This is a genomic window from Salinarimonas ramus, assembly GCF_014645695.1.
Taxonomy (GTDB): Bacteria; Pseudomonadota; Alphaproteobacteria; order Rhizobiales; family Beijerinckiaceae; genus Salinarimonas; species Salinarimonas ramus.
The window spans coordinates 158,123-180,510 of sequence record NZ_BMMF01000006.1 but is presented as its reverse complement, the minus strand read 5'-3'; the positions used below and the strand labels follow the sequence as shown (position 1 = coordinate 180,510).

Below are 22,388 nucleotides of genomic sequence, written 5' to 3'. Positions count from 1 at the left end.
TCAACGACGAAGGGGCGGGTCCCGCGCGGGACCCGCCCCTTTCCTTTTCGTGCGCCGGTTCGCGCGTCGCTGCGGCTCAGACGAGCACGTCGCCGCGCCAGCCGGGGACGATGGCGTCCTGCCAGAAGGTGCCGTAGCCCGTCAGGCGTCGCGGCAGGGCGGGCATGACGATCGCCGCCGCGTCCGCGTAGCGCGCGGGCAGGAGCGCGCCCGCCGGCGCCTTGGGCTTGCGCACGTGCGTCACGGCCGCGCCGGCATCCGCGGCGATGGCGGCGAGCGCCTCGACCTGGTCCTTCGATGCCGACCCCACGACGGTGACGCTCTCCACCGCCCACAGGCGCGTGGCGATGGCCCAGGCGGCGAGGCGCTGCGCGCGCCGCTCCCCGTCGTGCATGACGACGAGGCGCCCGCCCGCACCCGCCTCGCAGCCGACGAACAGCGTCGGCCCCTCGTGGCGGTGCGACACCGCGAAGAGCTTGTCGGCGAGCCGCTCCTCGAAGACCGGGAAGGTGACGCCCGCGCCGTGATGGCACCAGCCGTCGGTCGGCAGGACCAGGAGCTCGCGGCTCTCCGCCGAGAGCGCCGGGATCAGCGCCAGCGGATCGCCCTCCTCGTAGGCGAGCGCCAGCGGCTGGGGCGCGCTCGCGGTCTCGCGGCGCATCTCGTCGATGGCCTCGGCGAGCTTCGCCTTGATGACGTCGCGCGCCTCCGGCACGCGGGCGTTCTCCACGCAGTCCCGGTCGATGACGGCGACGGCGGTGAGCGGCACGCCGGCGGCGCGCGCGAGCCCGATGGCGCGGCGCGTCACGAGCCCCGCATGCGGGGCGATGACGGCGAAGCGCACGCCCGCGAAACCGCGGTCGAAGGGCATGTCGAGCTCTTCCGGCGCGGGGCGCTCCGCGGGCGGTGCGACGGGCGTCTCCTGCACGAGCGTCTCCTTCACCCGCGCCTGGCGCTCGGCGACACGCGTGCCGCCGCCGAAGCCGCCTCCCGCCACGAAGCGAAGCGCCTCGCGCTCCTCGAGCGGGCGCGGTGCGCGCGGCAGGATGCCGGCCAGCGCGTCCTCGCGCGAGTCGAGCCGCGCGCCGGAGACGTAGGCCGCCCGGCCGAGCAGGTGCCCCGCCACCGGCATCGTCCCGATGAGGAAGATCAGCGTCAGGAACGAGACCACGGTCGCATCCATCGTGCCCTTGGTGAGCATCACGCCCAGGAGCACGAGGCCCGCGCCGAGGGTGCCGGCCTTGGTCGCCGCATGCATGCGCTGGAACGGGTCCTCGAAGCGCAGCACGCCGACGGTGGCGACGACGAGGAAGCCCGTGCCGACGAGCTTGAGGGCGAGAGCGAGGAGCGCGGTCATGACGTCTCCCTTTCCTTCTTCTCGAGGAAGGCCGCGAAGGCGATGGTCGCGACGAAGGCGATGAGCGCGAGGCCGAGCCCCACGTCCAGGAATTCTCGGCGTCCGGTCACGACGGCCGTGAGGCCGCAGGCGGCGACGGCGATGCCCGTGAGCATGTCCAGCGCCACGAAGCGATCGGCGTAGCCCGGCCCCACGATCATCCGGAAGGCGGCGCCCGCGATGGCGAGCGCGAGCAACACGGTCAAAGCGAGCGCGACGGTGGTGAGCGCGGCGTCGATTGCTTCGATCATCCTTCGATCCTCCTGATGAGCCGCTCGAACGTGCCCTTGATGTCCGCGACGACGGCGTCGGCGGAGGGGCTGTCGAGGACGTGGACGTAGAGCGTGTCGCGGCTCTCGGAGACGTGCAGCGACGTCGTTCCGGGGGTCAGCGTCACGAGGTTGGCGAGCGTGGCGATGCCGAGATCGGTCTTGAGCTCGATGGGCACCGCGACGACCGCGGGGTTCAGCGTCGGGCGCGGCGCGAGCACCGCGCCGGCGACGCGCACGGCCGACTTCACGAGCTCGGCGACGAAGGTCACGAGCAGCTGCGCGAAGGCGAGAAGCCGGGCGGGCGAGAGGAGAATGCTCATTCGACGGCTCCTTCGATGGCGATGACGGGGACCTCCGTCTCGACGGTGCGCACGGGGGCGTCACCGGGGAAGACGGCGGCGATGTAGTCGGTGGGGTCGACCAGCACGGCGGTGGCCGTGCGGGCGTACTCGACGAAGGGGTCGGCGAAGAGGCCGATCGTCAGCGTCACCGCGCCGAGAAGCGCGATGGGCACGACGAAGGCGACGGGCACCGTGCGAGGCGTGGCACGCACGAGGGCGGGCTTCTTCCAGAACGCCTCCATCCAGATCTTCGACATGGAGAAGAGCGTCAGGGCGCCGACCGCGAGCGCCACGGCGGCGAGCCACCAGACCTCCTCGCGCAGGCTCGCGTCGATGACGAGGAACTTCGCCCAGAAGCCCGAGAGCGGCGGCAGGCCGGCGAGCGACAGAGCCGGGATCAGGAAGAGCACCGCGAGCCAGGGGTGGGACCGGAGCAGGCCGCCGGCCTTGCGCAGATCGTCCGTCCCCGCCGCGTGCTTGATCGCGCCCGCGAGCAGGAAGAGGTTCGCCTTCACGATGATGTGGTGGACGATGTAGAAGACCGCGCCGGCGATGGCGACGGGGGTCGCGATGGCGAGCCCCATCAGCATGTAGCCGATCTGGCTGATGATGTGGAAGGACAGGATCCGGCGCACGTTCCACTGGACCGCCGCGCCGAACACGCCCGTGATCATCGTCATCGCCGCGACGACCGCCACGATCTCGCGAAGCGCCCCGCCCTCCATCTCGAACATGAGCGTGAAGACGCGAAACGCCGCGTAGACGCCCACCTTCGTGAGCAGGCCCGCGAAGAGCGCCGCGATGGCGATGGGCGCCGTGTGGTAGCTCGCCGGTAGCCAGAAGAAGAGCGGGAACACGCCAGCCTTGATGCCGAAGGCGGCCAGGAACAAGAGCGCCGAGGCGGTGAGCCCGGGCGACATCTCCATCTGCGGCAGGATGCGCGCGAGATCCGCCATGTTCAGCGTTCCGGTGGCCCCGTAGAGCAGCGCCACCGCGATCAGGAAGAGGATCGTGCCGAACAGGTTCATGGCGGCGTACTTGAGCGCGCCGTCGATCTGCGCCTTGCCGCGCTGGACCACGAGGAGACCCAGCGTGGTGATGAGCATCACCTCGAACCAGACGTACAGGTTGAAGATGTCGCCCGTCAGGAAGGCGCCGTTCACGCCGGCCATGAGGCCGTGGAAGAGCGGGTGGAAGCCCGCGCGCTCGTGGCGCTCCTTGATGTCGCCGAGCGCGAAGATGCCCACAGCGAAGGCGAGGATGCCCGAGATCGCGATCATCGCCGCAGACAGCGGGTCCGCCACGAAGGAGATGCCGAAGGGCGCGTCCCACGCGCCGAACTGCTTGGCGATGACGCCCTCGTGCATGACCTCCATCGTCAGCGCCAGCGACGCGACGAGGAGGAGCGCGAGGCTCGCGAGCCCGACCCGGCGCTGCGCCACGGGGCTCGACCACAGGAGCGCGGTCAGCGCCGCCGTCGCGATCGGGATCAGGACGGGCCAGAGGACGAGGAGGGTCGAGGCGTCAGCCATGGGTCTTCACCGAGGTGGCAGGAGACGGGTCGGGGGCGCCGAGGCGCTCGGCGTCGCGCATCTCGCGCACGTCGAGCGTGCCGAGCGAGCGGTGCGCCTCGAGCACCAGCGCCACCGCGAAGGAGGTGAGCGCGAAGCCGATGACGATGGCGGTGAGCACCAGCGCCTGCGGCAGCGCGTTCGCGGCGTCGGCGGCGAGCGCCTCCGCGCCCTGCGGGATCACCGGCGGCGTCGTCGTGCCCACGCGGCCCGACAGGAAGATCAGGAAGATCGCGCCGTTGGTGAGGAGCGTGAGGCCCAGGATCATGCGCACCGCATGCCGCGAGAGCATCATGTAGAGCCCGCAGCCGACATAGGCCGCGATGGCGAGGGCGTAGATCAGCGTCATCGCGCGTCCTCCGCATAGAGACGGAACATGAAGGAGAGGACCCCGCCCACGACGACGAGGTAGACGCCCACGTCGAAGACGATGGTCGTGCTGAGCTTCACCCCGGCGAGCGTGCCCCACTGGTGGGTGAGGAAGGACGCGTCCGTGAGGATGCCGGGGATGCCGGAGACGAAGGCGAGGAAGAGGCCGAGCCCCATCACCACGACGGGATGGAGGACGAGCGTGCGCCGCGCCGCCTCGACGCCGGCGGCGAGCGCCAGCGTCGCGAAGCCGGCGGCGCCCACGAGGCCTCCGATGAAGCCGCCGCCCGGCTCGTTGTGGCCGCGCAGCAGCACCCAGACGGAGCCCGCGAGCATGATCGCGAAGAAGATCCGCGCGACGGAGGAGAGGATCAGCGAGCGCATGGTTCAGGCTCCCTTGCCGGTGCGGCGGATCGCGCTGCCCGAGCGCAGCAGCGCCCAGGCGCCGAGCGCCGCGAAGGCGACGACCGCGATCTCGCCGAAGGTGTCGAGCGCGCGGAAATCGACCAGGATGACGTTGACGACGTTGCGACCGAAGCCCTCCGGCACCGAGGTGACGGCGAAGTACTCGGTCAGCTGCGTGTTGAAGGGCTTGGCCTTGATCCACAGCGTCGCGACCAGCACGCAGGCGGCGAAGCAAGTCGCGACCGTCGCGTCCACCCAGCGCTCGCCCGGCGTGCGCGAGGAGCGCGCGACGGTGGGGAGCTTGAGCAGCACCGCGGTGACGATGACGACGAAGAGCGTCTCCACCGAGAACTGGGTCAGCGCCAGATCCGGCCCGCCGTTGAGCAGGAAGACGAGCGCGAGCCCGTAGCCGGAGAGGCCGACCGCGACGATCGCCGTGACGAGAGAGGGCACCACGGCCGCGACGACGCAGCCCGCGACGATGAGCGCGCAGACGACGACGAGGTAGGGCCGCAGCGGCTCGGCGCCGACGTTCGGCAGGAGCGGCCCCTCGCCCGACATCAGGCCGTAGGCGAGGAGGCCCGTGACGCTCGCCGCGACGACGGCGCCGTAGACCCGCAGATCGCCGTTCTGGAGACGGTTCGTCGACCAGCGGGCGAGCGCGAGGGTGCGCTCGAGCACGACCTCGTAGCCGCGATCGGAAAACACCTCGTCGAACACGCGACGACGGCGCAGCGCCAGATGGATCGGGTCCCAGAACCAGGCGAGCACGGCGCCCAGCGCCACGACGAGGCCGGACAGAGCGAGCATCGGCGTGAAGCCGTGCCAGAGCTTGAACGACACCTCGAAGGGCGCGCCGTGGATGGCGATCGCCGCGGGCGTGATCAGCGCGTAGGAGACGAGCGAGGGCACGAGGCCGAAGGCGACGCCCGTCACCGCGAGCAGGATCGGGCCGATGATCATGCCCGGCTGCTCGCCGTGCGACACGTGGATCGGCTTCTTCGCCCGCCCGAAGAAGGGCTTGAGCGCCAGCACGCCCGCGATCGCCACCATCACGGCGTTGACGAGGACGCCGATGATCACGGCGATCGTATCGAGCGAGGATTCGAGCTTGGCCTCGAACAGGTACTCCTTCGAGATGAAGCCGATGAAGGGCGGCAGGCCGGCCATGGAGAAGGAGGCCAGCAGGGTCGCGCCCGCCGTCACCGGAAGGAGCGCGGCCAGCCCGCCGAGCGAGCGCAGCTTCGTCTCGTGGGTCGCGTGGATGACGATGCCCGCGCAGAAGAAGAGCGTCGCCTTGTAGAGGGCGTGCGCCAGGATGAAGCCGACGACGGCCACCGACGACACCGGCCCGTCGAGCCCGATGAGCATCACGAGCGTGCCGAGCGAGGCGACCGTCGAGAAGGCGAGCACGGCCTTGAGCTCGACCGCGCGCAGCGCCTGCAGGGCGGCGATCAGCATGGTGACGCCGCCGAAGGCGACGAGCGTCGCGCCGACCCAGGGCGCGCCGGCGAAGACCGGGTCGAGCCGGGCGAGCAGGTACACGCCGAGCTTCACCATGGTGGCCGAGTGGAGGTAGGCGGAAGCCGGCGTCGGCGCCTTCATGGCGTTGGGCAGCCAGAAGTGGAAGGGGAACTGCGCCGACTTGGTGAAGGCGCCGATCAGCACGCAGACCACGATGGCCGGCAGGAGGGGGCTCTCGAGGATCGGCGCGGGGTTCGCGGTGATCGCCGCGAGCGAGAACGTGCCCGCCTCGACGCCGATGAGGATGATGCCCGCGAGCAGCGCCAGCCCGCCGCCGGCGGTGACCAGCAGCGACTGCAGCGCGGCCTTGCGCGCCTTCGCGTCCTCGCTCTGGAAGCCGACGAGGAGGAACGAGAGCAGGCTCGTCATCTCCCAGAAGACGAAGAGCGCCACGAGGTTGTCGGCGGTGACCGTCGCCAGCATCGCCGTCATGAAGAGCAGGATGTAGAGGAGGAACTGCGCCCGCGCGAAGGGCGGCTTCGCGCTCATGTAGGACGCCGCATAGAGCGTCACGAGCGTGCCGATGCCGGTGATCAAGAGCGCGAAGAGCAGCGAGAAGCCGTCGAGGCGAAACGTCAGGTCGATGCCGAGCGAGGGCACCCAAGGCAGGACCTGCACGATCGGCGCGGTGCCGACCGCGTCGATCTGCGCGAAGAACCAGGCGAACAGGATCGCCGGCAGCGCGGCGGCGAGGGGGCCGGCGAGCACGCCGGCGCGTGCGGCCACGAACGGCGCGATCACCGCGCCGACGAGGCTGACGAGAAGGACGGTCGAGAGGTCCACGAGCAGAGCTCCTCCGTGAGATCACGGATGGCTCCGCAAGCGGCGTGCCAAAGGCCTAAGTGCTTGAATTCTATGAAGGCATCACCGCGGCGGGCGTCCCGTCGTCCGGACTTCCGAACCGCCCCCCCCGGATCGCGCGTCCGGATTTCCGAACGCCGGCGCGCCGCGTTCGGAAAGCCCGTCGCGCGCGCACTCGCGCCGCGTGTCAGTGCCCGCCCTGACTCAGCCGCACGTCGCGGGGGGCGCCCAGGATCTCGGCGAGCGACTGGGAGATGTGGCGCGCCTCGTCGTCCTGCAGGCGCAGCATGATCGGCGGCAGGCGACCGGCGCGCAGCGCCACGACGGCGTGCCCCTCCTGGTCGAGCCCGATGTCGATCGTCGGCGAGGTCACGTCGACGACCTCGCCCTCGATCGTGTCGGGGACGTCCTCGCCGTCCTCCTCCGCGAGCTGGCGGGCGAGTTCCTCGGTCAGCTCCTCGTCCGTGAAGGCGTCCTCGAGCTCGTCCTCGTCGAGATCCTCGTCCATGACGTCGAGCAGCTGGGTCAGCGCGGACGCGAGCGTGCGCGCCGCCCCGGCGTCCATGACGATCGCCGTCGACTGGTCGTCCTTCTGAAACGACAGCTGGATCTTGTCGCCTTCGACGGAAAGAGAGATTCCGGCCATGATGCTCCTTTCGGGCAATACGGCCTATATGGGTGCGCAGCAGGCGTTCTGTCCAGTGGCTGGACCGAACGGAGCCCGTCCCGCCTCCTCCGCCGACGAACGCCGCGTCTCAGGCGGCGCCCATCGTGGCACGCACCTGGGCGCGGAACTGGTCGATCACGACGAGGGAGCGCTCCCGCTCCGCGTGCCAGAAGGTCCAGCCGTTGCAGGCGGGCAGCCCCTGCGCGAGCGCGCCGATCTTGTGGATCGAGCCGACGATGCCGCCGAGGGACAGCGTCCCGTCGGGGCGAACCACCGCCTCGTGACGGCGACGCCCGCAGATCAGCCGCTCGCCGGGGCGCACGAACCCGCTCTCGACGATGGAGAGGAAGGGCACACGCGGCTCGGCGCGCTTGTCGGGCGCGGGTGCGATCGCGTCGGGCGAGAGCGGCTCGACGGCGTCGATGCGCGCCTTGGCGGCCGCGGCGTAGCCGGGATCGCGCTCGATGCCGACGAAGTGGCGCCCGAGCTTCTTGGCCACCGCGCCCGTCGTGCCCGTGCCGAAGAACGGGTCGAGCACCACGTCGCCGGGATTGGACGAGGAGAGCAGCACGCGCGCGAGCAGCGCCTCGGGCTTCTGCGTCGGGTGGAGCTTGTCGCCGTTCGCATCCTTGAGCCGCTCGCCGCCGGTGCAGAGCGGGATGAACCAGTCCGAGCGCATCTGGAGGTCGTCGTTCCCGCCCTTCAGCGCATCGTAATGGAAGGTGTAGCCTTTCGCGTCCGCGCCCTTGGCCGCCCAGATCAGCGTTTCGTGGGCGTTGGTGAACCTCTTGCCGCGGAAGTTCGGCATCGGGTTCGCCTTGCGCCAGACGATGTCGTTGAGGACCCAGTAGCCCTCGTCCTGCAGGGCCGAGCCCACACGGAAGACGTTGTGGTAGGAGCCGATCACCCACAAGGTGGCGTTCTTCTTCATCACGCGCCGCACGGCCTTGAGCCAGGCGCGGGTGAAGGCGTCGTAGGCGTCGAAGCTCGCGAACTTGTCCCAGTCGTCGTCGACGGCGTCGACGAGGCTCTGGTCGGGACGCGTGAGCGCGTTCTCGAGCTGCAGGTTGTAGGGCGGGTCGGCGAAGACGAGGTCGACGCTCTCCGCCGGAAGGCTCTCGATCGCGGCGATGCAATCCCCGACGTGGATCGTGTCCACCGCGAGGGCGTCGGCGAGATCCGCCCGACCGCGCGGGGCGACGCGCCCCGGAACCGCAATGCTCTTCGTGGGATGCGAGATCCCCATCCGAGGCGCCGACGCGGACCGCCCGGTACGCGAAACAAGTTTCCGGGCGGCGGCGCCGGCGGCCCCGGTACGCGAGGTACCCATGGCCATGCACCGTGTACTCGACTGAACGGATCGGAGGATGCGGCGATCAGGGTAAAGATCGCGTTGCCGCGGTGGATAAACTGCGTCTCGGATTGGGGCTGCAGCTTTTGCCTAGTTCTTGATTTGCTTGAGATTTCTTGGTTAAGGGCCGTTAAGGCGCCCCTTGGCGGCAGGCTTTTCGCCACGTTCCTTCAGCGAAGCGGCTTCAGCCGCGTGCTGCGCATGGGCAGCTCGACGTCGAGTGCGAAGGCGACACGACCGCGTCGTCTCCCCCGATTGGCATCGCTCCGCCTTTTGGATTATGACGGGCGCCGTTCGAGCGCATCAGCCCACCGCGCCATCCCTTCGCTCATGCCGGCGCGCGAGGAAAGCCTGTCCATGAACTGGATCTCCGACGTCGTCCGACCGCGCATCAAGACGCTGTTCAAGCGCGAGACGCCCGACAACCTCTGGATCAAGTGCCCCGACACCGGCCAGATGGTGTTCCACAAGGACGTCGAGGCGAACCTGTGGGTCATCCCGGGCTCGAACCACCATCTGCGCATGGGCGCGCAGGACCGGCTGGCCAGCGTGTTCGACGCCGGCTTCGAGGAGATCGCGCTTCCCGACGTCGTGGCCGATCCGCTCAAGTTCCGCGACGAGAAGCGCTACGTCGACCGCCTCAAGGAGAACCGCGCCAAGACCGGCATGCAGGACGCCGTGCGCGTCGCCGTGGGCCCCGTCGGCGGAATCGACGTCACGGTTGCGGTGCAGGACTTCGCCTTCATGGGCGGCTCGCTCGGCATGGCCGCGGGCGAGGCCATCGTCGTCGCCGCCGAGACGGCGCGCACGCGCGCGACGCCCTTCGTGCTCTTCGTGGCCTCCGGCGGCGCGCGCATGCAGGAGGGCATCCTCTCGCTGATGCAGATGCCGCGCACGACGGTGGCGCTGCGCCGCCTGAAGGAGGCGGGGCTGCCCTACATCGTGGTCCTCACGCATCCGACGACCGGCGGCGTGTCGGCGTCCTACGCCATGCTGGGCGACATCCACATCGCCGAGCCAGGCGCCGTCATCGGCTTCGCGGGCGCACGGGTCATCGAGCAGACGATCCGCGAGAAGCTGCCGGAAGGCTTCCAGCGCGCCGAGTACCTCAAGGAGCACGGCATGGTCGACATGGTCGTCGACCGGCGCGAGCTGAAGGGCACGCTCGTCACGCTGGTGCGGCTCCTCACCAAGGCGCCCGCGCTCGAGATCGAGGCCGCGCCGCAGCCGGCGGGCGTCTCGCTCGAAAAGCGCGCCGGCGCCGCGCCGCTCGCGATCGAGCGTCCCGAGGGCGACGGTGACGAGCCGGCGGAGGCGCCCGACGCGAACGTCCGCTCGGAGCCCGCCGCCGCGGAGACCGCGCGCGGCTGATCGCGCCCCCGCCAGACCTCTCACGAGACAGGCCGTCGCCATGGAGTCGTCGGACGCCATCCTCGCGCGCTTCTTCGCGCTGCACCCGAAGTCGATCGACTTCTCGCTGACGCGCATCGAGCGCCTGCTCGCGCGGCTCGGGCATCCCGAGAAGCGCCTGCCGCCGACGATCCACGTGGCGGGCACGAACGGCAAGGGCTCGACCATCGCCTTCATGCGCGCGATCCTGGAAGCCGCTGGGCTCGTCGTGCACGTCTACACCTCGCCGCATCTGGTGCGCTTCCACGAGCGCATCCGCATCGGGCGCCCCGGCGGCGGCGTCTTCGTGCCGGAGGAGCGGCTCGTCGAGGTGCTGCGCGCCTGCGAGGCCGCCAACGAGAGCGAGCCGATCACGGTCTTCGAGATCACGACGGCGGCGGCGCTCCACCTCTTCGCGGAGGAGCCGGCCGACGTGCTGCTGCTCGAGGTCGGCCTCGGCGGGCGTCTCGACGCGACGAACGTGGTCGCCGAGCCCGCTGCGGCTCTGGTCACGCCGATCGGGCTCGATCACGCGGAATATCTCGGCGACACGATCGAGAAGATCGCCGGCGAGAAGGCCGGCATCTTCAAGCGCGGCGCGCCGGCGATCATCGCGCGCCAGGACTACGACGCGGCCGAGCGTACCCTCGTCGAGGCCGCCGAGCGGGTGCGCGCCTCGCGCATCCTGGTGGGCGGGCAGGACTTCACGACGCACGAGGAGAACGGCCGGCTCGTCTTCCAGGACGAGGACGGGCTCCTCGACCTGCCGATCCCGCGGCTGCCGGGCGCGCACCAGCTCGTCAATGCCGGCCTCGCCGTCGCAGCGCTCCGGGCCGCCGGCTTCGCGCGCCTCGCGCCCGACGCGTTCGAGCGCGGCATGCTGAACGCCGAGTGGCCCGGGCGCCTCCAGCGCCTCACCCGCGGCGTGCTGCCGGCGCTCGCGCCCGAAGGCTCGGAGGTCTGGGTCGACGGCGGGCACAATCCCGACGGCGGACGCGTCGTCTCCGCCGCCATGGCGGATCGCGCGGAGCGCGCCGACGCGCCGCTCGTGATGATCGTGGGCATGCTCGGCACCAAGGACGCGGCCGGCTTCCTCAAGAACTTCGCCGGCCTCGCCCGGGAGGTGATCTGCGTGCCGATCCCCTCCCAGATGGCCGCGCGCCCGCCCGAGGAGGTCGCCGCCATCGCGGCGTCGGTGGGCCTCGTCACCTCGACGGCGCCGAGCGTCGAGGCGGCGCTCGCCGTCCTCAACGACACGATCTGGGAATCTCCGCCGCGGGTCCTGATCTGCGGCTCGCTCTACCTCGCGGGCAGCGTGCTCGCGGCCAACGGGTCGCTGCCGGCATGAGGTTTGGCGGCCCGCGCTGGAAGCGGGGTCAGTTCGCCGCGGCCCAAGGATCGATAATCTCGATCCCGCAGCCCTCGAAATCTCGCACATTTCGGGTCGCGATCGTCGCGCCGTACGAGCGGGCAATAGCGGCGATGAGTCCGTCGAAGCCCGGAAGCGGGCGACCGAGCTTGCGACGGCTCGCCACGATGACCGGATAGAGAGTAGCGGCAGCATCGTCGAAAGGCAGAACCCGGCCTGCGAGCCGCTCGACGAACAGCTTGTCGGCCAACATCTCGACCGCCGAGCGACGCCGTCCCGCGGGCATCGAAGAAATGCCCGCGAGGATCTCCGCCCGAACGATGGTGGTCGTGAAGATCGAGGTCGTCGGCAGAGTGTCGATGAAGGTTTCGACCGCCGCGTTCGGGGTGGGTCTCATCAGCTCCGAAAGAACGTTCGTGTCGAGAATGATCACTCGAAGCTCGGCAGCTCGCGTGCCGGACCCCGCGGCAGTTCCGGAAGATCGACTCCGCCGATCGGTGCGAACAGCTCGCGCACGTCCGTGGCGAAGCCTTTTTCGTCGGTGCTGGGAGTTGCCGAAGTCTCGACACTGCCATACGGCGCAAAGGGCCGCCGATTCACGGCCGCGAGACCATCCTGGCGATCGAACGGCTCCGCGCGTACGGCCGCGCGAAGGATCTCGCGGACCTCCTCCTCGAGCGAACGGCCGTTGCGCTCGGCGCGCGCGGCGAGCGCCCGTGTCTCGTCGTCGGGAATGTCGTGGACGGTCAACGTCGTCATCGGCTCCGCCCTCCTCGCTCGTTCCGTCGATGATAGGATAGTGCGCCCCCTCTTCCGGAGCAACGCGGGAGGTCCACGCCCCCCCGCGACCCCGATGCGCTTGCCCCGGCCATCCGCCCCGCGTAGGTTCGCCCCCATGCTGAAGACCGAAGATCCGGCCCATCCCGCTCATCTCAACCCGCTCGTCAAGCTCGCGCTGGAGCTCGGGCCGCTCGGGCTGTTCTTCTTCGCCAACCAGCGCTTCGACATCATGACGGCCACCGGCGTCTTCGTGGTGGCGACGCTGGTCGCGCTCGCGATCCACTACGTGCTGGTGCGCCGCCTGCCGATGATGCCCCTCGTCTCGGGGGTCGTCGTCGTCGTCTTCGGCGGGCTGACGCTGCTCCTCAACGACGAGCTCTTCATCAAGCTCAAGCCCACCATCGTGAACTCCCTCTTCGGGGCGGTGCTGCTGGGTGGGCTCTATTTCCGCAAGTCGCTCCTCACGATCGTGCTCGATTCCGTGTTCAAGCTCACGGACGAGGGCTGGCGCAAGCTGACCTTCCGCTGGGGCCTGTTCTTCTTCTTCCTGGCCGCGCTCAACGAGGTCGTCTGGCGCACGCAGACGACCGACTTCTGGGTGAGCTTCAAGGTCTTCGGCATCATGCCGATCACCCTCGCCTTCGCGCTGGCGCAGACGCCGCTGATCCTGCGCCACGAGGACAAGAGCGGCGAGGGCGAGAGCGCCGCCTGAGAGCGCCGCCTGAGAGCTTGCCCGAGTGCACGGCCCGAGTGCGCGGCGACCGCCGGCGCGGTCGATCGACCGGAACCGTCGCGCCGTCGCAGGACTTGCCCGTGATCACGACGGGAGGTCACGGACCATGAGCGGCACCAACACGCTGGAGACCACGGCACGGGTCGGCTACGCCGCACGCGGGGTCGTCTACATGATGGTGGGTGGGCTCGCGGTGCTCGCCGCCGTCGGACCGGGCGGGCAGACGGGCGGCAGCCGCGGGGCCCTGAGCACGCTGGTGGGCGAGCCTTTCGGGCAGGCGCTCCTCGTGGTCATCGCGCTCGGCCTCGCCGCCTTCGCGGTGTGGCGCGAGGTGGCGGCCATCAGCGATGCGGACCATCGCGGCAGCTCCGGCAAGGGGCTCGCCATTCGCGGTGCGCACGTCGTGAGCGGTCTCATCTATCTCACCCTCGCCTTCTACGCCCTGAGCCTCGCCATGGGCTGGAGCACCAGCGGCGGCGGCGGTGGCGGCTCGGGCGACGGGGGCGCGCAGAGCTGGTCGGCCTGGCTGATGGCCAAGCCTTTCGGGCGCTGGCTGCTCGGCATCGTCGGGCTGGGCGTCGCCGGCGTAGGGATCGGCTTCGTCGTGCGCGGCTGGCGCGGCGACGTGACGAAGCACCTGCATTACGCTCCGAACGCCGAGAATTGGGTCGTGCCGCTCGGACGCGCCGGGTTCGCCGCGCGCGGCATCGTCTTCATGATCATCGGCGGCTTCCTCGTCGTCGCCGCCTGGCAGTCCGATTCCTCGGAAGCGCGAGGCCTGGGCGGCGCGCTGCGCACGCTCCAGGAGCAGCCCTACGGCTGGATCCTGCTCGGCCTCGTGGCCGCCGGCCTCTTCGCCTTCGGCGCCTTCGGCATCGTCCAGGCGATCTACCGGCGCATCGACGCGCCCGACATGGACGCCGCCGCCGGCGACGCCAAGCGCGCCGCCCAGCGCGGTGCGCGCAAGGTGAGCTGACACGGGCGGGGTGCGGGCGAGCCTCAGAGGATCGCGTCGATCCCCTTCTTGTCGACGAGGGCGAGCAGCTTCAGCGAGGGGCCGCTCGGCCGCTTCTCGCCCCGCTCCCACTTGCTCACGATCGACGGCTTCACGTTCAGCGCCATGGCGAAGGTCGCCTGGCTCATGCGCGCGGTCTCCCGGATACGCCGGATGGCGGCGGGCTCCAGATCCTCCACGATGGTGAGGCAGCGCACGTCGAAGTCGCGCATGGTGGCCTTGTCGATGGCTCCGACCTTCAGCAATCCGCTCATGGTCTCATGGATCGCTCCCAGAGCATCGCTCTTGTACCGTCTACTTTTCATCAGGCTCGACCTCTATCCATTCGTCGATCGCGAGAAGTCGTTCGATGTCTCTTTCGTCCAGATCCGCGAGCAGCTTCGCCGTATCGCGGAACCCTGCCGTCTCCGAATCGGACAAGGCTTCCGTGTCGCTCTTCGCGAACGCGAAGAGAAAGACCGCGCGCGTTCCGATCATGTGAAAGATGATGGTGCGTGCGGCACGAGCCTTTCCCATCCCAGAGACGCGAACGCGTTGCTTGATCAGAAGGCGCCCCAGACCGGCGTCGACCGACCCCTGCTCCGCACGGCGTCGACGAGATCTCGATCGCCGATCTTCAGCTTGCGTGCAATTCGCTGAAAAGCCTTGACCTTGAAGACTCGCATCCGTGCAGAACCATCCCGACTATGGTACTGAGTACGTCACAAAGCAAGCCCCGGTCAGGGGGCGCGAGACGCCGCGATCAGATCCCGCAGCGTCGTGATCGTGGACGCGTCCGCCACGCCGTCGACGCGCTCGGGGCGGAAGTGGCGCTGGAAGGCGCGCACCACCTGCTCCGTCGTCTCGCCGAAGACGCCGTCGATGGGCACGCCGTAGCCGTAGAGCGCGAGCATGGCCTGGAGCGCCTCGATGGGCGGCCCCTCCTCGCCGCGCTGGAAGAAGCGCCCGTCGCGGATCGGCGTCGGCGCCACCCAGTGGCCGACGCCCTCGGCGGCGAGGCGCGCCCACGGGAAGCTCTCTCCCGGATCGCGCTTGCGCCCCGGCGCGACGTCGGAATGGGCGAGGACACGCTCCTTGGCGATGCCCCAGCGCCCGACGAGATCGCGGGCGAGCGCGACGACGGCCGCGATCTGCACCTCCGGATAGGGCGCGAGCCCGCCCGCCTCGTCGTGCCCGGGATGGGCGATCTCGACGCCGATGGAGGCCGAGTTCACGTCGCTCTCCCCGGCCCAGGACGAGACCCCCGCATGCCACGCCCGCCGCGCCTCCGGCACGAGCTGCAGCACGCGCCCGTCCTCGAACACGAAATAGTGGCACGACACCTGCGAGACCGGATTGCACAGCCATTGCAGCGCCTGCCCGGCATCCGGCATGCCGGTGTAGTGGAGCACGAGCATGTCGGGCCGCCGCCCGTCCTTGCGCTCGCCGTGATTGGGCGAGGGGAAGACCTTGGCGGCGGCGGGGGACTCGGGGGTGGGATGGGTCATTCTCCGCCTCTCGCGCTCACCCGATCCCGCGCTCGCGCGCGATCCGGTCCCACGCGGCATTGACGGCGGCGAGGCGGCGGGTGGCGATGGCGATGGCTTCGGGGGGAAGGCCGCGGGCGACGGCGCGGTCGGGGTGGACCTCGGCGACGAGGCGGCGCCAATGGCTCTTCAAGGCCGCGTCGTCCATCTCCCGCGAGGCGCCGAGCACGGCGTAGGGATCGTCCTTCAAGGCGACGTGGCGAGCCGCGACGCGCTCGAAGCGCGCGGCGTCGAAGCCGAAGATGCGCGCGACCTCGCCCAGGAAGGCGAACTCGCGCTCGTGCACGGCGCCGTCGGCGGCGGCGATGAGGAAGAGGCCGTCGAGCACGTCCTCGAGCAGAGCCGGCTCGTCGGCGAGGAGCTCGTGCAACTGCCGGGCGTAGGCCTCGTAGCCGTCGGCGGTGCGGCTCGCCAGGTCGAACAGGGCCTCCACGCGGGCGCGGTCCGCTTCCTCGACGACGACGATGCGCCGGAACGCCTCGCGCTCGGAGCGCATGACGACGCCGTCGGCCTTGGCCATCTTGGCGGAGAGCGCGATCAGGCCCGTCGTGAACACGAGGTCGCGCGGGGTCGGGCCGAAGGGCGCGCCCTCCCGGTCGACGAGGACGTGGCCGAGCGCGGCCCCGATCAACGCGCCGATGGGCCCACCGATCAGGAAACCGACGCCGAACCCGCCGAGCTTGCCCCATACGCTCATGTCGCGCCTTTCGAATCGCCCGCGACGCTAGCGCAAAAGAAAGAGGCCCGGGAGTGCTCCCGGGCCTCCGCGACGCCGTGTCCGGCGCGGCGATGCGTGACGATCACGCCGGATAGCAATAGCCGTCGCGGGCGAGGTAGTAGCCGCGCGGGCAGCCGCCGGAGCTGGGGGCCGTGCCCGCGCCGATGATCGCCCCCGCGCCGGCGCCGAGCGCACCACCGACGAGCGCACCCTGACCGCCGTCGACGGCGGCGCCGACGGCTGCGCCGGACGCGCCGCCGATCAGGGCGCCGCCGACCGCGCGCTCGCCCGGCGTCGTGCAGGCGCCGACGGACAAGGCCAGGGTTCCGGCGGCGAGCAGGGTAGCGAAGCGTTTCATCATGGGTCTCCTCCCTCGAGGCCCGGCACGCCCGGGCGGACGAATCGGTGTTCCGAACGCAGAGGAAAGGACTCCGTTCCCGAGCCGCGGCCGAGTTTTCGCCGCCGCGATGCCGCCGCTCGACCTTCGGGCGCTCGACGCGGCGGGCACTTGACGGCGCGGGTCCCGGCACGCCACATGCGCCGGCGTCAGTCGGCCGGGCGGCCGCTCCGCCTCGCGGCGGGGAGGAAAGTCCGGGCTCCACGGAGACACGGTGCCGGATAACGTCCGGCGGGGGCGACCCCAGGGACAGTGCCACAGAAAGCAGACCGCCGCGGCCCGCGCCAGCATGCGCGTCATCCGCGGTCAGGGTGAAAGGGTGCGGTAAGAGCGCACCGCGGGGCCGGCAACGGTGCCCGGCACGGCAAACCCCACCGGGAGCAAGACCGAATAGGGACGACACGGGGCCTCGCGTCCCAGGGCCGCTCCGGCCTCGTCGTCCGGGTTGGTTGCACGAGGCGGCCGGCGACGGCCGTCCCAGATGAATGGCCGCCCATCGCGGGGAGACCCGCGTGGACAGAACCCGGCTTACAGGCCGGCTGACGCTCCGCTCTCGCCGCGGCTGATCGGCTGCGCCCCCTCGCGCGTACACCGAGCCGAGGAGGCGCGGAGCATGAACGCGGCTGAGATCTTCACCCTGGGCAAGGCGGGCTTGTGGCTTCTCCTGCCCATCGCCTTCGGAATCTGGCAGCTCGTCTCGGTGAGGCGCGAGATCCGGCGCGACCGCGAGAAGGCGGCCGCGACGAACGCCCGCGCGAGCGAGGCGACGCGCGAGCCTACCAGCTGATCTCGAACAGGCAGGCGGGGTCGCCCATCCCCTCGCAGGCGGTCTGGACGCAGCGCGCCCGCGGGTGAACGAGCGTGCGGTAGAGCGCTTCGAACGTGCCCGCGTAGAAGGCGCAGCCCGGCCGCGCGAGCCGAACCCCCGCGACGAGCGGGCAAGACGTGATGCGCACACGCGCCGGCGCCCTCGCGAGGATCGCGAAGACGCCCGAGCCGGCGAAGGTCCAGGAATGGCGGGCGATCGCCGCGAGCAGGATCCGGCTCGCGAGCGGCGCCGGCGACAGCCTCAGGACCAGGCGGACGGGCGCCGGGATGCGGTTCTCGACGAGGTAGCGCCCGGTGCGCAGGCCCGCCTCGAAGCCGAGCTGTGCCGCCCTTTCCTCCCCGACGCCCGCGCGCAGCGCCGCGTGGAGCGCCGCCACCTCGCGCTCGTCGACCATCGTCGCGGGCGGCGCGAAGACGTAGGTCTCGAGCCCCGCCTGGGCGAGGACGCGCCCCGCCTCGCGCCGGCCGAGCGCCTCGATCATCACCGCGCGCATCTGGATGATCGCGTTGGGGCCGATCCGCGCCGGCGCCGTCGTCGCGGGCGACGGTGCGCGCGGGTCGAGCGGGGTCGCGGGCGCGCCCATGGCATCAGGCCTCCTGCGCCAATTGCTGCTTGCCGCCGCCGCAGGCCATGACGGGCGCGCTCGCCGCCGGATCGTCCATTTCGGGGCCGGAGAGCACGCCCGGCGCCGTCTCGCGCACGTCCGCTCGCGCCGCCTTCGCCACCGCGGCACGCTCGCGGAGGGCCGCGCTCTGCTTGGCCTTGCGATGCGCCGCCGCGCGCTCGGCCGCGGCCTCCCAATCGTCCGCCTGGGCGGGGGCGATGCGGCGGGTCTCGTCGAAGTGGAAGTCGACCTTGCCTTTCGACTGCGGGCCCCAATAGTTCACCTTGCCGAGATCGTAGAAGGTGCGCTGGAAGCCGGCCTTGAGAAACGCCTTGAGGCAGCCGAGCAGGTAGCGCCGCCGGAAGCCCTTGCCCTTCCAGGGATAGTCGAAGAGCGCCTTCTTCATGTAGAAGCGCCGGTAATTGTTCATCACCCGGTCGAGCAGCTCGCCGCGCTCCAGTGCGTCCGGCTTGATGATCGGCGTGACGAAATTGTACTTCTCGAAGTCGTAGATCTCGACCTTGTCGCCCAGGTCCTGGAACAGCGGCGTATAGGGCCAGGGTGTGTACATCGACCAATTGGCGAGATCGGGATCCCAGTCCCGCGCCATCCGGTAGGTCTCCTCCAGCGTCTCCGCCGTCTCGTTCTCCAGCCCGACGATGAACTGCGCCTCCACGAAGATGTCGGCGTCGCGCAGCGCCTGGATGGCGCGGCGATTGTCGTCGATCGTCGTTTCCTTGTTGAAGCGGTCGAGCTTCATCTGCGCCGCCGCCTCGGTGCCCAGCGAGACGTGGACGAGGCCGGCCTCGCGGTAGAATTTCAGGTCGTCGATGTCGCGCAGGATGTCGGTGACGCGGGTGTTGATGCCCCATTTCACCTTGTCGGGCAGGCCGCGATCGATCAGCTCGCGGCAGAAGGCCATGAACTTCTTCTTGTTGATGGTCGGCTCCTCGTCGGCGAGGATGAAGAAGCCCACCTGATGATCGCGCACCAGCCCCTCGATCTCGTCGACGACCTTCTTGGGCTCGCGAACCCGGTAGTCGCGCCAGAACTTCCACTGGCTGCAGAAGGTGCAGGTGAAGGGGCAGCCCCGCGCCATGTTGGGGATCGCGACGCGCACGCCGAGCGGGATGTAGACGTACTTCTCCCATTCGAGCAGCGACCAGTCGGGCGAGATCGCGTCGACGTTCTTGACGGTGGGCGCCGCCGGGCTCGCGACGATGGTGTCGCCCTCGCGGAAGGCGAGGCCGCGGATGGCGTTGCGGTCCGCCGGCCAGCGCCCGTTCAGCACCGCGGTGCACAGGTCGACGATGATCTCCTCGCCCTCGCCGCGCACCACCGCGTCGATCCAGGGCGCCTCGGAGAGGACCTGCTTGTACATGAAGGTGGCGTGGACGCCGCCGATGATCGTGACGATCTGCGGGTTCACCTCCTTGGCGATCTCGAGCACCCGCTCGGCCTTGTAGATCGAGGGCGTGATCGCGGTGGTGCCGACGATGTCGGGATCGACACGGGCGATCTCCGCGCGCAGCGCCTCGTCGGAGAGGTGGTTCGTCATCGCGTCCACGAAGACGATGTCGGTGAAGCCCGCGCCCTTCAGCGATCCGGCGATGTACGCGACCCAGGCGGGCGGCCAGTTGCCGGCGATCTCGGCGCCGCCCGAATGATAGTTGGGGTGGATCAGCATGATGCGCATGGGGGAGCCTCCCGACCAATCGTCAGGAGAGGCTGACACATCGATGCGTCAATTCATGTGATCTGGATCAAGGTCCGTGCTCGCCCGCAGGCGCATGGATCGGCCGCCCCGGCGCGTCGGCCGAAGCGCGCGTCACTCCACCACCCGCAGCGCCTTGCCTTCGAGCACCTCGAGAACGCGGCGCAGCTCCTGCCCGCGCTTCATCACGAGGCCGGAGGCCGCGACGACGGAATAGGCGCCCTGGCGGCGGGCGAGCTTGGGGTCCTTCTCGATGCGGTAGAGCGGCATCTCGGAGCTGCGGCGGAAGACGGCGAAGACGGCCTTGTCCTTGCGGAAGTCGATCGCGTAGTCCCGCCATTCGCCGGCCGCGACCATGCGGCCGTAGACGTTGAGGATGGCGCGCAGCTCGTCGCGATCGAAGGACACCTTGGCGTCCTGGGCGCGGGCGACGGGAAAGGCGACCACCGTCCCGCCGCGCTGCTTGTGCGCCGTCTCGCTCTCGCTCATCGCGCCTCCTCGCCTCCCGGGTCTGCGCCCGGGGCTCTCGGCGGCCTTCGCGGCCGCACGTCATGGTCCCGTCATGATGGAGACGCGTGACGCGCGACGCAAGGCGAGAGCCGCCGCGCATCCGCGTCAGCGGCGCGGCGCCGCCGACGCGATGGCGAGGAAGTCCGACGCCTTCAGGCTCGCTCCGCCGACGAGCGCGCCGTCGACGTTCGCCACGGCGAGTATCTCGGCGGCGTTGGAGGGCTTCACCGAGCCCCCGTAGAGGATGCGCATGGCGGCGACCTCCGCGGCCTCGGCTTTCGCGGCCAGCGCCTCGCGCACGGCGGCGTGCATCTCGGCGATGTCGTCGAGCGTCGGCACGAGGCCGGTGCCGATCGCCCAGACGGGCTCGTAGGCGATGACGGTGCGCGCCGCCGTCAGCCCCTCGACGAGGGAGCCGTCGAGCTGGCCGCGCACGATTTCGAGCGCACGCCCGGCCTCGCGCTCCTCCTTCGTCTCGCCGACGCAGACGATGGCGACGAGGCCCGCGCGATGGGCGGCCTCGAGCTTGGCGCGCACGTCCGCGTCGCTCTCGCCGTGGTCGGCGCGGCGCTCGGAATGGCCGACGATGACGTAGGCCGCGCCCGCGTCCGCCAGCATCTCGGCGGAGACGTCGCCGGTATGCGCGCCCGTCGCCTTGGCGTGGCAATCCTGCCCGCCGACGCCGACCGCCGAGCCCGCGAGGCGCTCCGCCATGCGGTGGACGAGGGTCGCGGGCGGGCACAGCGCGAGATCGACGGCGCCCGCGAGGGCGGCCGCGCCCTCCTTCACGGCGTCGGCCTCGGCGAGGGCGGCGGAAAGGCCGTTCATCTTCCAGTTTCCGGCGACGAAGGGTCTGGGCTGCGGCATGGTGTGCGTGCTCCTGATCGGCTCGTGAGCGGGCTGGTGCGTGCGTTCGCGCCCGTCCTACAGGCTAACGCCCGCAGGCTCAAATCGCAGGCCCCGCGAAAGGCGCCCCGCCGCGTTGATTTGCGCGAGCGGCGATGCTACCTCGGACGCGTGGCCCCTGTGGCGGAATTGGTAGACGCGCTCGACTCAAAATCGAGTTCCGCAAGGAGTGCTGGTTCGATCCCGGCCAGGGGCACCACGACCCCGTTCCTCACTCGCTCGACCGCGCGAATCTCCGCACCGCCTCCGGGCCGCCGGCGATCTCGGTGAGGAGCTTGCGGCGGGCCGCCACCTCGAAGGGACGGCGCTCGTCGGCGATCTCGACGAAGGCGCCCGGCCCGCCGATCAGCTCGCGGGCGAAATAAACCTCCAGCGTCATGCCGCCGGCCAGCCCCGGTCGTCCTCCGGGGCGGGCGATGGCGAGGCCGTTGATGGTGAAGCCGGCCGCGAGCGCGTCGGCGCGCGCGGCGGCGAGCTGGCGTCCGCCGCGATTTCCGCTGTCGGCCGTCACGTCGATGATGCGTCGCGTGCCCTCGATGGCGTTCTCCTCGACGAGCCGCACCGAGAAGTCGATGGCGTTCGAGATCGAGTTCCAGCCGAAGGCGCCGCGGGGCGCCGCCATGAGCTCGTCGGCGAAGGCGCGCGCGCTCTGCGGCCCGTCGATCACCCGCCAGTCGACGACGAGCACCTGCGAGGACGGCCCGCCCCATTCCACGTAGGCGACGGCGATGGAGCCGAGCATGCCCTGCGAGATCGCCGAGAGGACGTCCTCGCTGGCCAGCGCCTCGCCCCAGCTGCGCCGCTGGAAATAGAGCTCGTCGTCGTCGATGGAGCCCGAGCCGTCGGCGGCGAAGACGAGCTCGAGGTCGACGTATGTCGGGTCGGCGGCCGTGCCCTGCGCCCGTGCGGGCTGCCCCGGCAGCATCGACACGGCGAGGAGAAAGGCGGTGGCGCGCAGGGTGGCGGCGATCGTCCTCGTCACGGGCGTCTCCTCGGCGGTGCGGTCATGCTCGAAGCGACATAGACCGCGCGCGGGGAGAGGAAAGGGGCGGCTGGACGCGGCGGTGCTCGGCCGCTCGCGGGCTCGGCGCGGGGGCGATCTCCTCGCCCGGCCTGCTGCGACCAGTCGTCCGTGCAGGGAAACCGTGGCGGGCACCGGTCGTTCGCAAGAGGAAGCAAAATCGAAAATCGAGGAGATGCC

25 protein-coding genes, 1 tRNA gene, 1 other RNA gene and 1 pseudogene are annotated in these 22,388 nt (G+C 70.5%); 7 read left to right on the top strand and 21 right to left on the bottom strand.

What is annotated here, in order from left to right; translation table 11 throughout:
- Positions 1–76 precede the first annotated feature (76 nt).
- The 9 genes from mnhG to IEX89_RS11910 form a co-directional block, all read right to left on the bottom strand.
- Complete coding sequence (mnhG, locus tag IEX89_RS11950; RefSeq protein WP_188913181.1) at positions 77–1,357, bottom strand: monovalent cation/H(+) antiporter subunit G; 1,281 nt, start codon at positions 1,355–1,357, stop codon at positions 77–79.
- Positions 1,354–1,647, bottom strand: coding sequence for an MrpF/PhaF family protein (locus IEX89_RS11945; protein WP_188913179.1), 294 nt, complete (start codon positions 1,645–1,647; stop codon positions 1,354–1,356). The genes mnhG and IEX89_RS11945 overlap by 4 nt, the downstream gene beginning before the upstream one ends.
- A complete protein-coding gene (locus IEX89_RS11940; protein ID WP_188913177.1) occupies positions 1,644–1,988 on the bottom strand; it encodes a Na+/H+ antiporter subunit E in 345 nt (114 codons plus the stop codon). Before IEX89_RS11940 ends, IEX89_RS11945 begins: the two co-directional genes overlap by 4 nt.
- Positions 1,985–3,541 (bottom strand): Na+/H+ antiporter subunit D, encoded by a 1,557-nt coding sequence (locus IEX89_RS11935; protein WP_188913175.1) that lies wholly within the window; start codon positions 3,539–3,541, stop codon positions 1,985–1,987. Before IEX89_RS11935 ends, IEX89_RS11940 begins: the two co-directional genes overlap by 4 nt.
- Complete coding sequence (locus IEX89_RS11930; protein ID WP_188913173.1) at positions 3,534–3,929, bottom strand: sodium:proton antiporter; 396 nt, start codon at positions 3,927–3,929, stop codon at positions 3,534–3,536. Before IEX89_RS11930 ends, IEX89_RS11935 begins: the two co-directional genes overlap by 8 nt.
- A complete protein-coding gene (locus IEX89_RS11925) occupies positions 3,926–4,333 on the bottom strand; it encodes an MnhB domain-containing protein (RefSeq protein WP_188913171.1) in 408 nt (135 codons plus the stop codon). The genes IEX89_RS11930 and IEX89_RS11925 overlap by 4 nt, the downstream gene beginning before the upstream one ends.
- 3 nt (positions 4,334–4,336) lie before the next feature.
- Positions 4,337–6,661: a hydrogen gas-evolving membrane-bound hydrogenase subunit E gene (gene mbhE, locus IEX89_RS11920; protein WP_188913163.1), complete on the bottom strand. Its 2,325-nt coding sequence runs from the start codon at positions 6,659–6,661 to the stop codon at positions 4,337–4,339.
- Positions 6,662–6,866: 205 nt separating this feature from the next.
- The gene (locus tag IEX89_RS11915) at positions 6,867–7,325 is read right to left on the bottom strand and encodes a hypothetical protein (RefSeq protein ID WP_188913161.1); all 459 of its coding nucleotides are present in this window, start codon (positions 7,323–7,325) and stop codon (positions 6,867–6,869) included.
- Positions 7,326–7,434: 109 nt separating this feature from the next.
- Positions 7,435–8,676, bottom strand: a complete 1,242-nt coding sequence (locus tag IEX89_RS11910) for a site-specific DNA-methyltransferase (protein WP_188913419.1) — start codon at positions 8,674–8,676, stop codon at positions 7,435–7,437.
- A 378-nt stretch (positions 8,677–9,054) separates the two neighbouring features.
- Between IEX89_RS11910 and accD the strand changes: the two genes are divergently transcribed.
- Positions 9,055–10,068 carry an acetyl-CoA carboxylase, carboxyltransferase subunit beta gene (accD, locus tag IEX89_RS11905; protein WP_188913159.1) on the top strand — a complete coding sequence of 338 codons (1,014 nt, stop codon included), beginning with the start codon at positions 9,055–9,057 and terminating at the stop codon, positions 10,066–10,068.
- Between the two features lie 40 nt (positions 10,069–10,108).
- On the top strand, positions 10,109–11,434 hold the full coding sequence (locus IEX89_RS11900) for a bifunctional folylpolyglutamate synthase/dihydrofolate synthase (RefSeq protein WP_188913157.1): 1,326 nt from the start codon (positions 10,109–10,111) through the stop codon (positions 11,432–11,434).
- A gap of 28 nt (positions 11,435–11,462) precedes the next feature.
- Here IEX89_RS11900 and IEX89_RS11895 read toward each other — a convergent pair whose 3' ends face one another.
- The gene (locus tag IEX89_RS11895; protein WP_188913155.1) at positions 11,463–11,888 is read right to left on the bottom strand and encodes a type II toxin-antitoxin system VapC family toxin; all 426 of its coding nucleotides are present in this window, start codon (positions 11,886–11,888) and stop codon (positions 11,463–11,465) included.
- The gene (locus IEX89_RS11890) at positions 11,885–12,214 is read right to left on the bottom strand and encodes a FitA-like ribbon-helix-helix domain-containing protein (RefSeq protein WP_188913154.1); all 330 of its coding nucleotides are present in this window, start codon (positions 12,212–12,214) and stop codon (positions 11,885–11,887) included. Before IEX89_RS11890 ends, IEX89_RS11895 begins: the two co-directional genes overlap by 4 nt.
- Positions 12,215–12,350: 136 nt before the next feature.
- Here IEX89_RS11890 and IEX89_RS11885 point away from each other — a divergent pair, with 136 nt between their 5' ends.
- Entirely contained in the window at positions 12,351–12,947 is a 597-nt protein-coding gene (locus tag IEX89_RS11885; protein ID WP_188913152.1) for a septation protein A, read from the top strand.
- 127 nt (positions 12,948–13,074) lie between these two features.
- Positions 13,075–13,944 (top strand): DUF1206 domain-containing protein, encoded by an 870-nt coding sequence (locus IEX89_RS11880; RefSeq protein WP_188913150.1) that lies wholly within the window; start codon positions 13,075–13,077, stop codon positions 13,942–13,944.
- A 23-nt stretch (positions 13,945–13,967) separates the two neighbouring features.
- Here IEX89_RS11880 and IEX89_RS11875 read toward each other — a convergent pair whose 3' ends face one another.
- From IEX89_RS11875 to IEX89_RS11855, 5 genes and pseudogenes are all read right to left on the bottom strand, one after another.
- Complete coding sequence (locus IEX89_RS11875) at positions 13,968–14,237, bottom strand: helix-turn-helix domain-containing protein (protein WP_280513919.1); 270 nt, start codon at positions 14,235–14,237, stop codon at positions 13,968–13,970.
- Between the two features lie 40 nt (positions 14,238–14,277).
- Positions 14,278–14,562, bottom strand: a pseudogene (locus tag IEX89_RS11870) (type II toxin-antitoxin system RelE/ParE family toxin); the annotation flags it as partial.
- 140 nt (positions 14,563–14,702) lie between these two features.
- Positions 14,703–15,470 (bottom strand): N-acetylmuramoyl-L-alanine amidase, encoded by a 768-nt coding sequence (locus IEX89_RS11865; protein WP_188913146.1) that lies wholly within the window; start codon positions 15,468–15,470, stop codon positions 14,703–14,705.
- A 16-nt stretch (positions 15,471–15,486) separates the two neighbouring features.
- Positions 15,487–16,206, bottom strand: coding sequence for a TerB family tellurite resistance protein (locus IEX89_RS11860; RefSeq protein WP_188913143.1), 720 nt, complete (start codon positions 16,204–16,206; stop codon positions 15,487–15,489).
- Positions 16,207–16,309: 103 nt separating this feature from the next.
- The gene (locus IEX89_RS11855; protein ID WP_188913142.1) at positions 16,310–16,585 is read right to left on the bottom strand and encodes a YMGG-like glycine zipper-containing protein; all 276 of its coding nucleotides are present in this window, start codon (positions 16,583–16,585) and stop codon (positions 16,310–16,312) included.
- A 188-nt stretch (positions 16,586–16,773) separates the two neighbouring features.
- Between IEX89_RS11855 and rnpB the strand changes: the two genes are divergently transcribed.
- Together rnpB and IEX89_RS11845 are read left to right on the top strand one after the other, a co-directional pair.
- Positions 16,774–17,171: RNase P RNA component class A (rnpB, locus tag IEX89_RS11850), an RNA gene on the top strand.
- A gap of 66 nt (positions 17,172–17,237) precedes the next feature.
- Positions 17,238–17,411 carry a hypothetical protein gene (locus IEX89_RS11845; protein ID WP_188913140.1) on the top strand — a complete coding sequence of 58 codons (174 nt, stop codon included), beginning with the start codon at positions 17,238–17,240 and terminating at the stop codon, positions 17,409–17,411.
- Here the strand turns inward: IEX89_RS11845 and bchJ are convergent.
- The 4 genes from bchJ to tpiA all read right to left on the bottom strand — a co-directional run bounded on the left by bchJ (position 17,401) and on the right by tpiA (position 21,148).
- On the bottom strand, positions 17,401–18,036 hold the full coding sequence (gene bchJ, locus IEX89_RS11840) for a bacteriochlorophyll 4-vinyl reductase (RefSeq protein ID WP_188913138.1): 636 nt from the start codon (positions 18,034–18,036) through the stop codon (positions 17,401–17,403). The two genes, IEX89_RS11845 and bchJ, sit on opposite strands and share 11 nt — an antisense overlap.
- A 4-nt stretch (positions 18,037–18,040) precedes the next feature.
- On the bottom strand, positions 18,041–19,753 hold the full coding sequence (bchE, locus tag IEX89_RS11835) for a magnesium-protoporphyrin IX monomethyl ester anaerobic oxidative cyclase (protein WP_188913136.1): 1,713 nt from the start codon (positions 19,751–19,753) through the stop codon (positions 18,041–18,043).
- Between the two features lie 132 nt (positions 19,754–19,885).
- Entirely contained in the window at positions 19,886–20,260 is a 375-nt protein-coding gene (locus IEX89_RS11830; protein WP_188913134.1) for a DUF2794 domain-containing protein, read from the bottom strand.
- Positions 20,261–20,386: 126 nt separating this feature from the next.
- Positions 20,387–21,148 (bottom strand): triose-phosphate isomerase, encoded by a 762-nt coding sequence (gene tpiA, locus IEX89_RS11825; protein ID WP_188913131.1) that lies wholly within the window; start codon positions 21,146–21,148, stop codon positions 20,387–20,389.
- A gap of 153 nt (positions 21,149–21,301) precedes the next feature.
- Here tpiA and IEX89_RS11820 point away from each other — a divergent pair.
- Positions 21,302–21,386: transfer RNA gene (locus IEX89_RS11820), tRNA-Leu, on the top strand.
- A gap of 12 nt (positions 21,387–21,398) precedes the next feature.
- Here IEX89_RS11820 and IEX89_RS11815 read toward each other — a convergent pair.
- Positions 21,399–22,169, bottom strand: a complete 771-nt coding sequence (locus IEX89_RS11815; RefSeq protein WP_244645326.1) for a DUF1194 domain-containing protein — start codon at positions 22,167–22,169, stop codon at positions 21,399–21,401.
- Between the last annotated feature and the right edge of the window lie 219 nt (positions 22,170–22,388).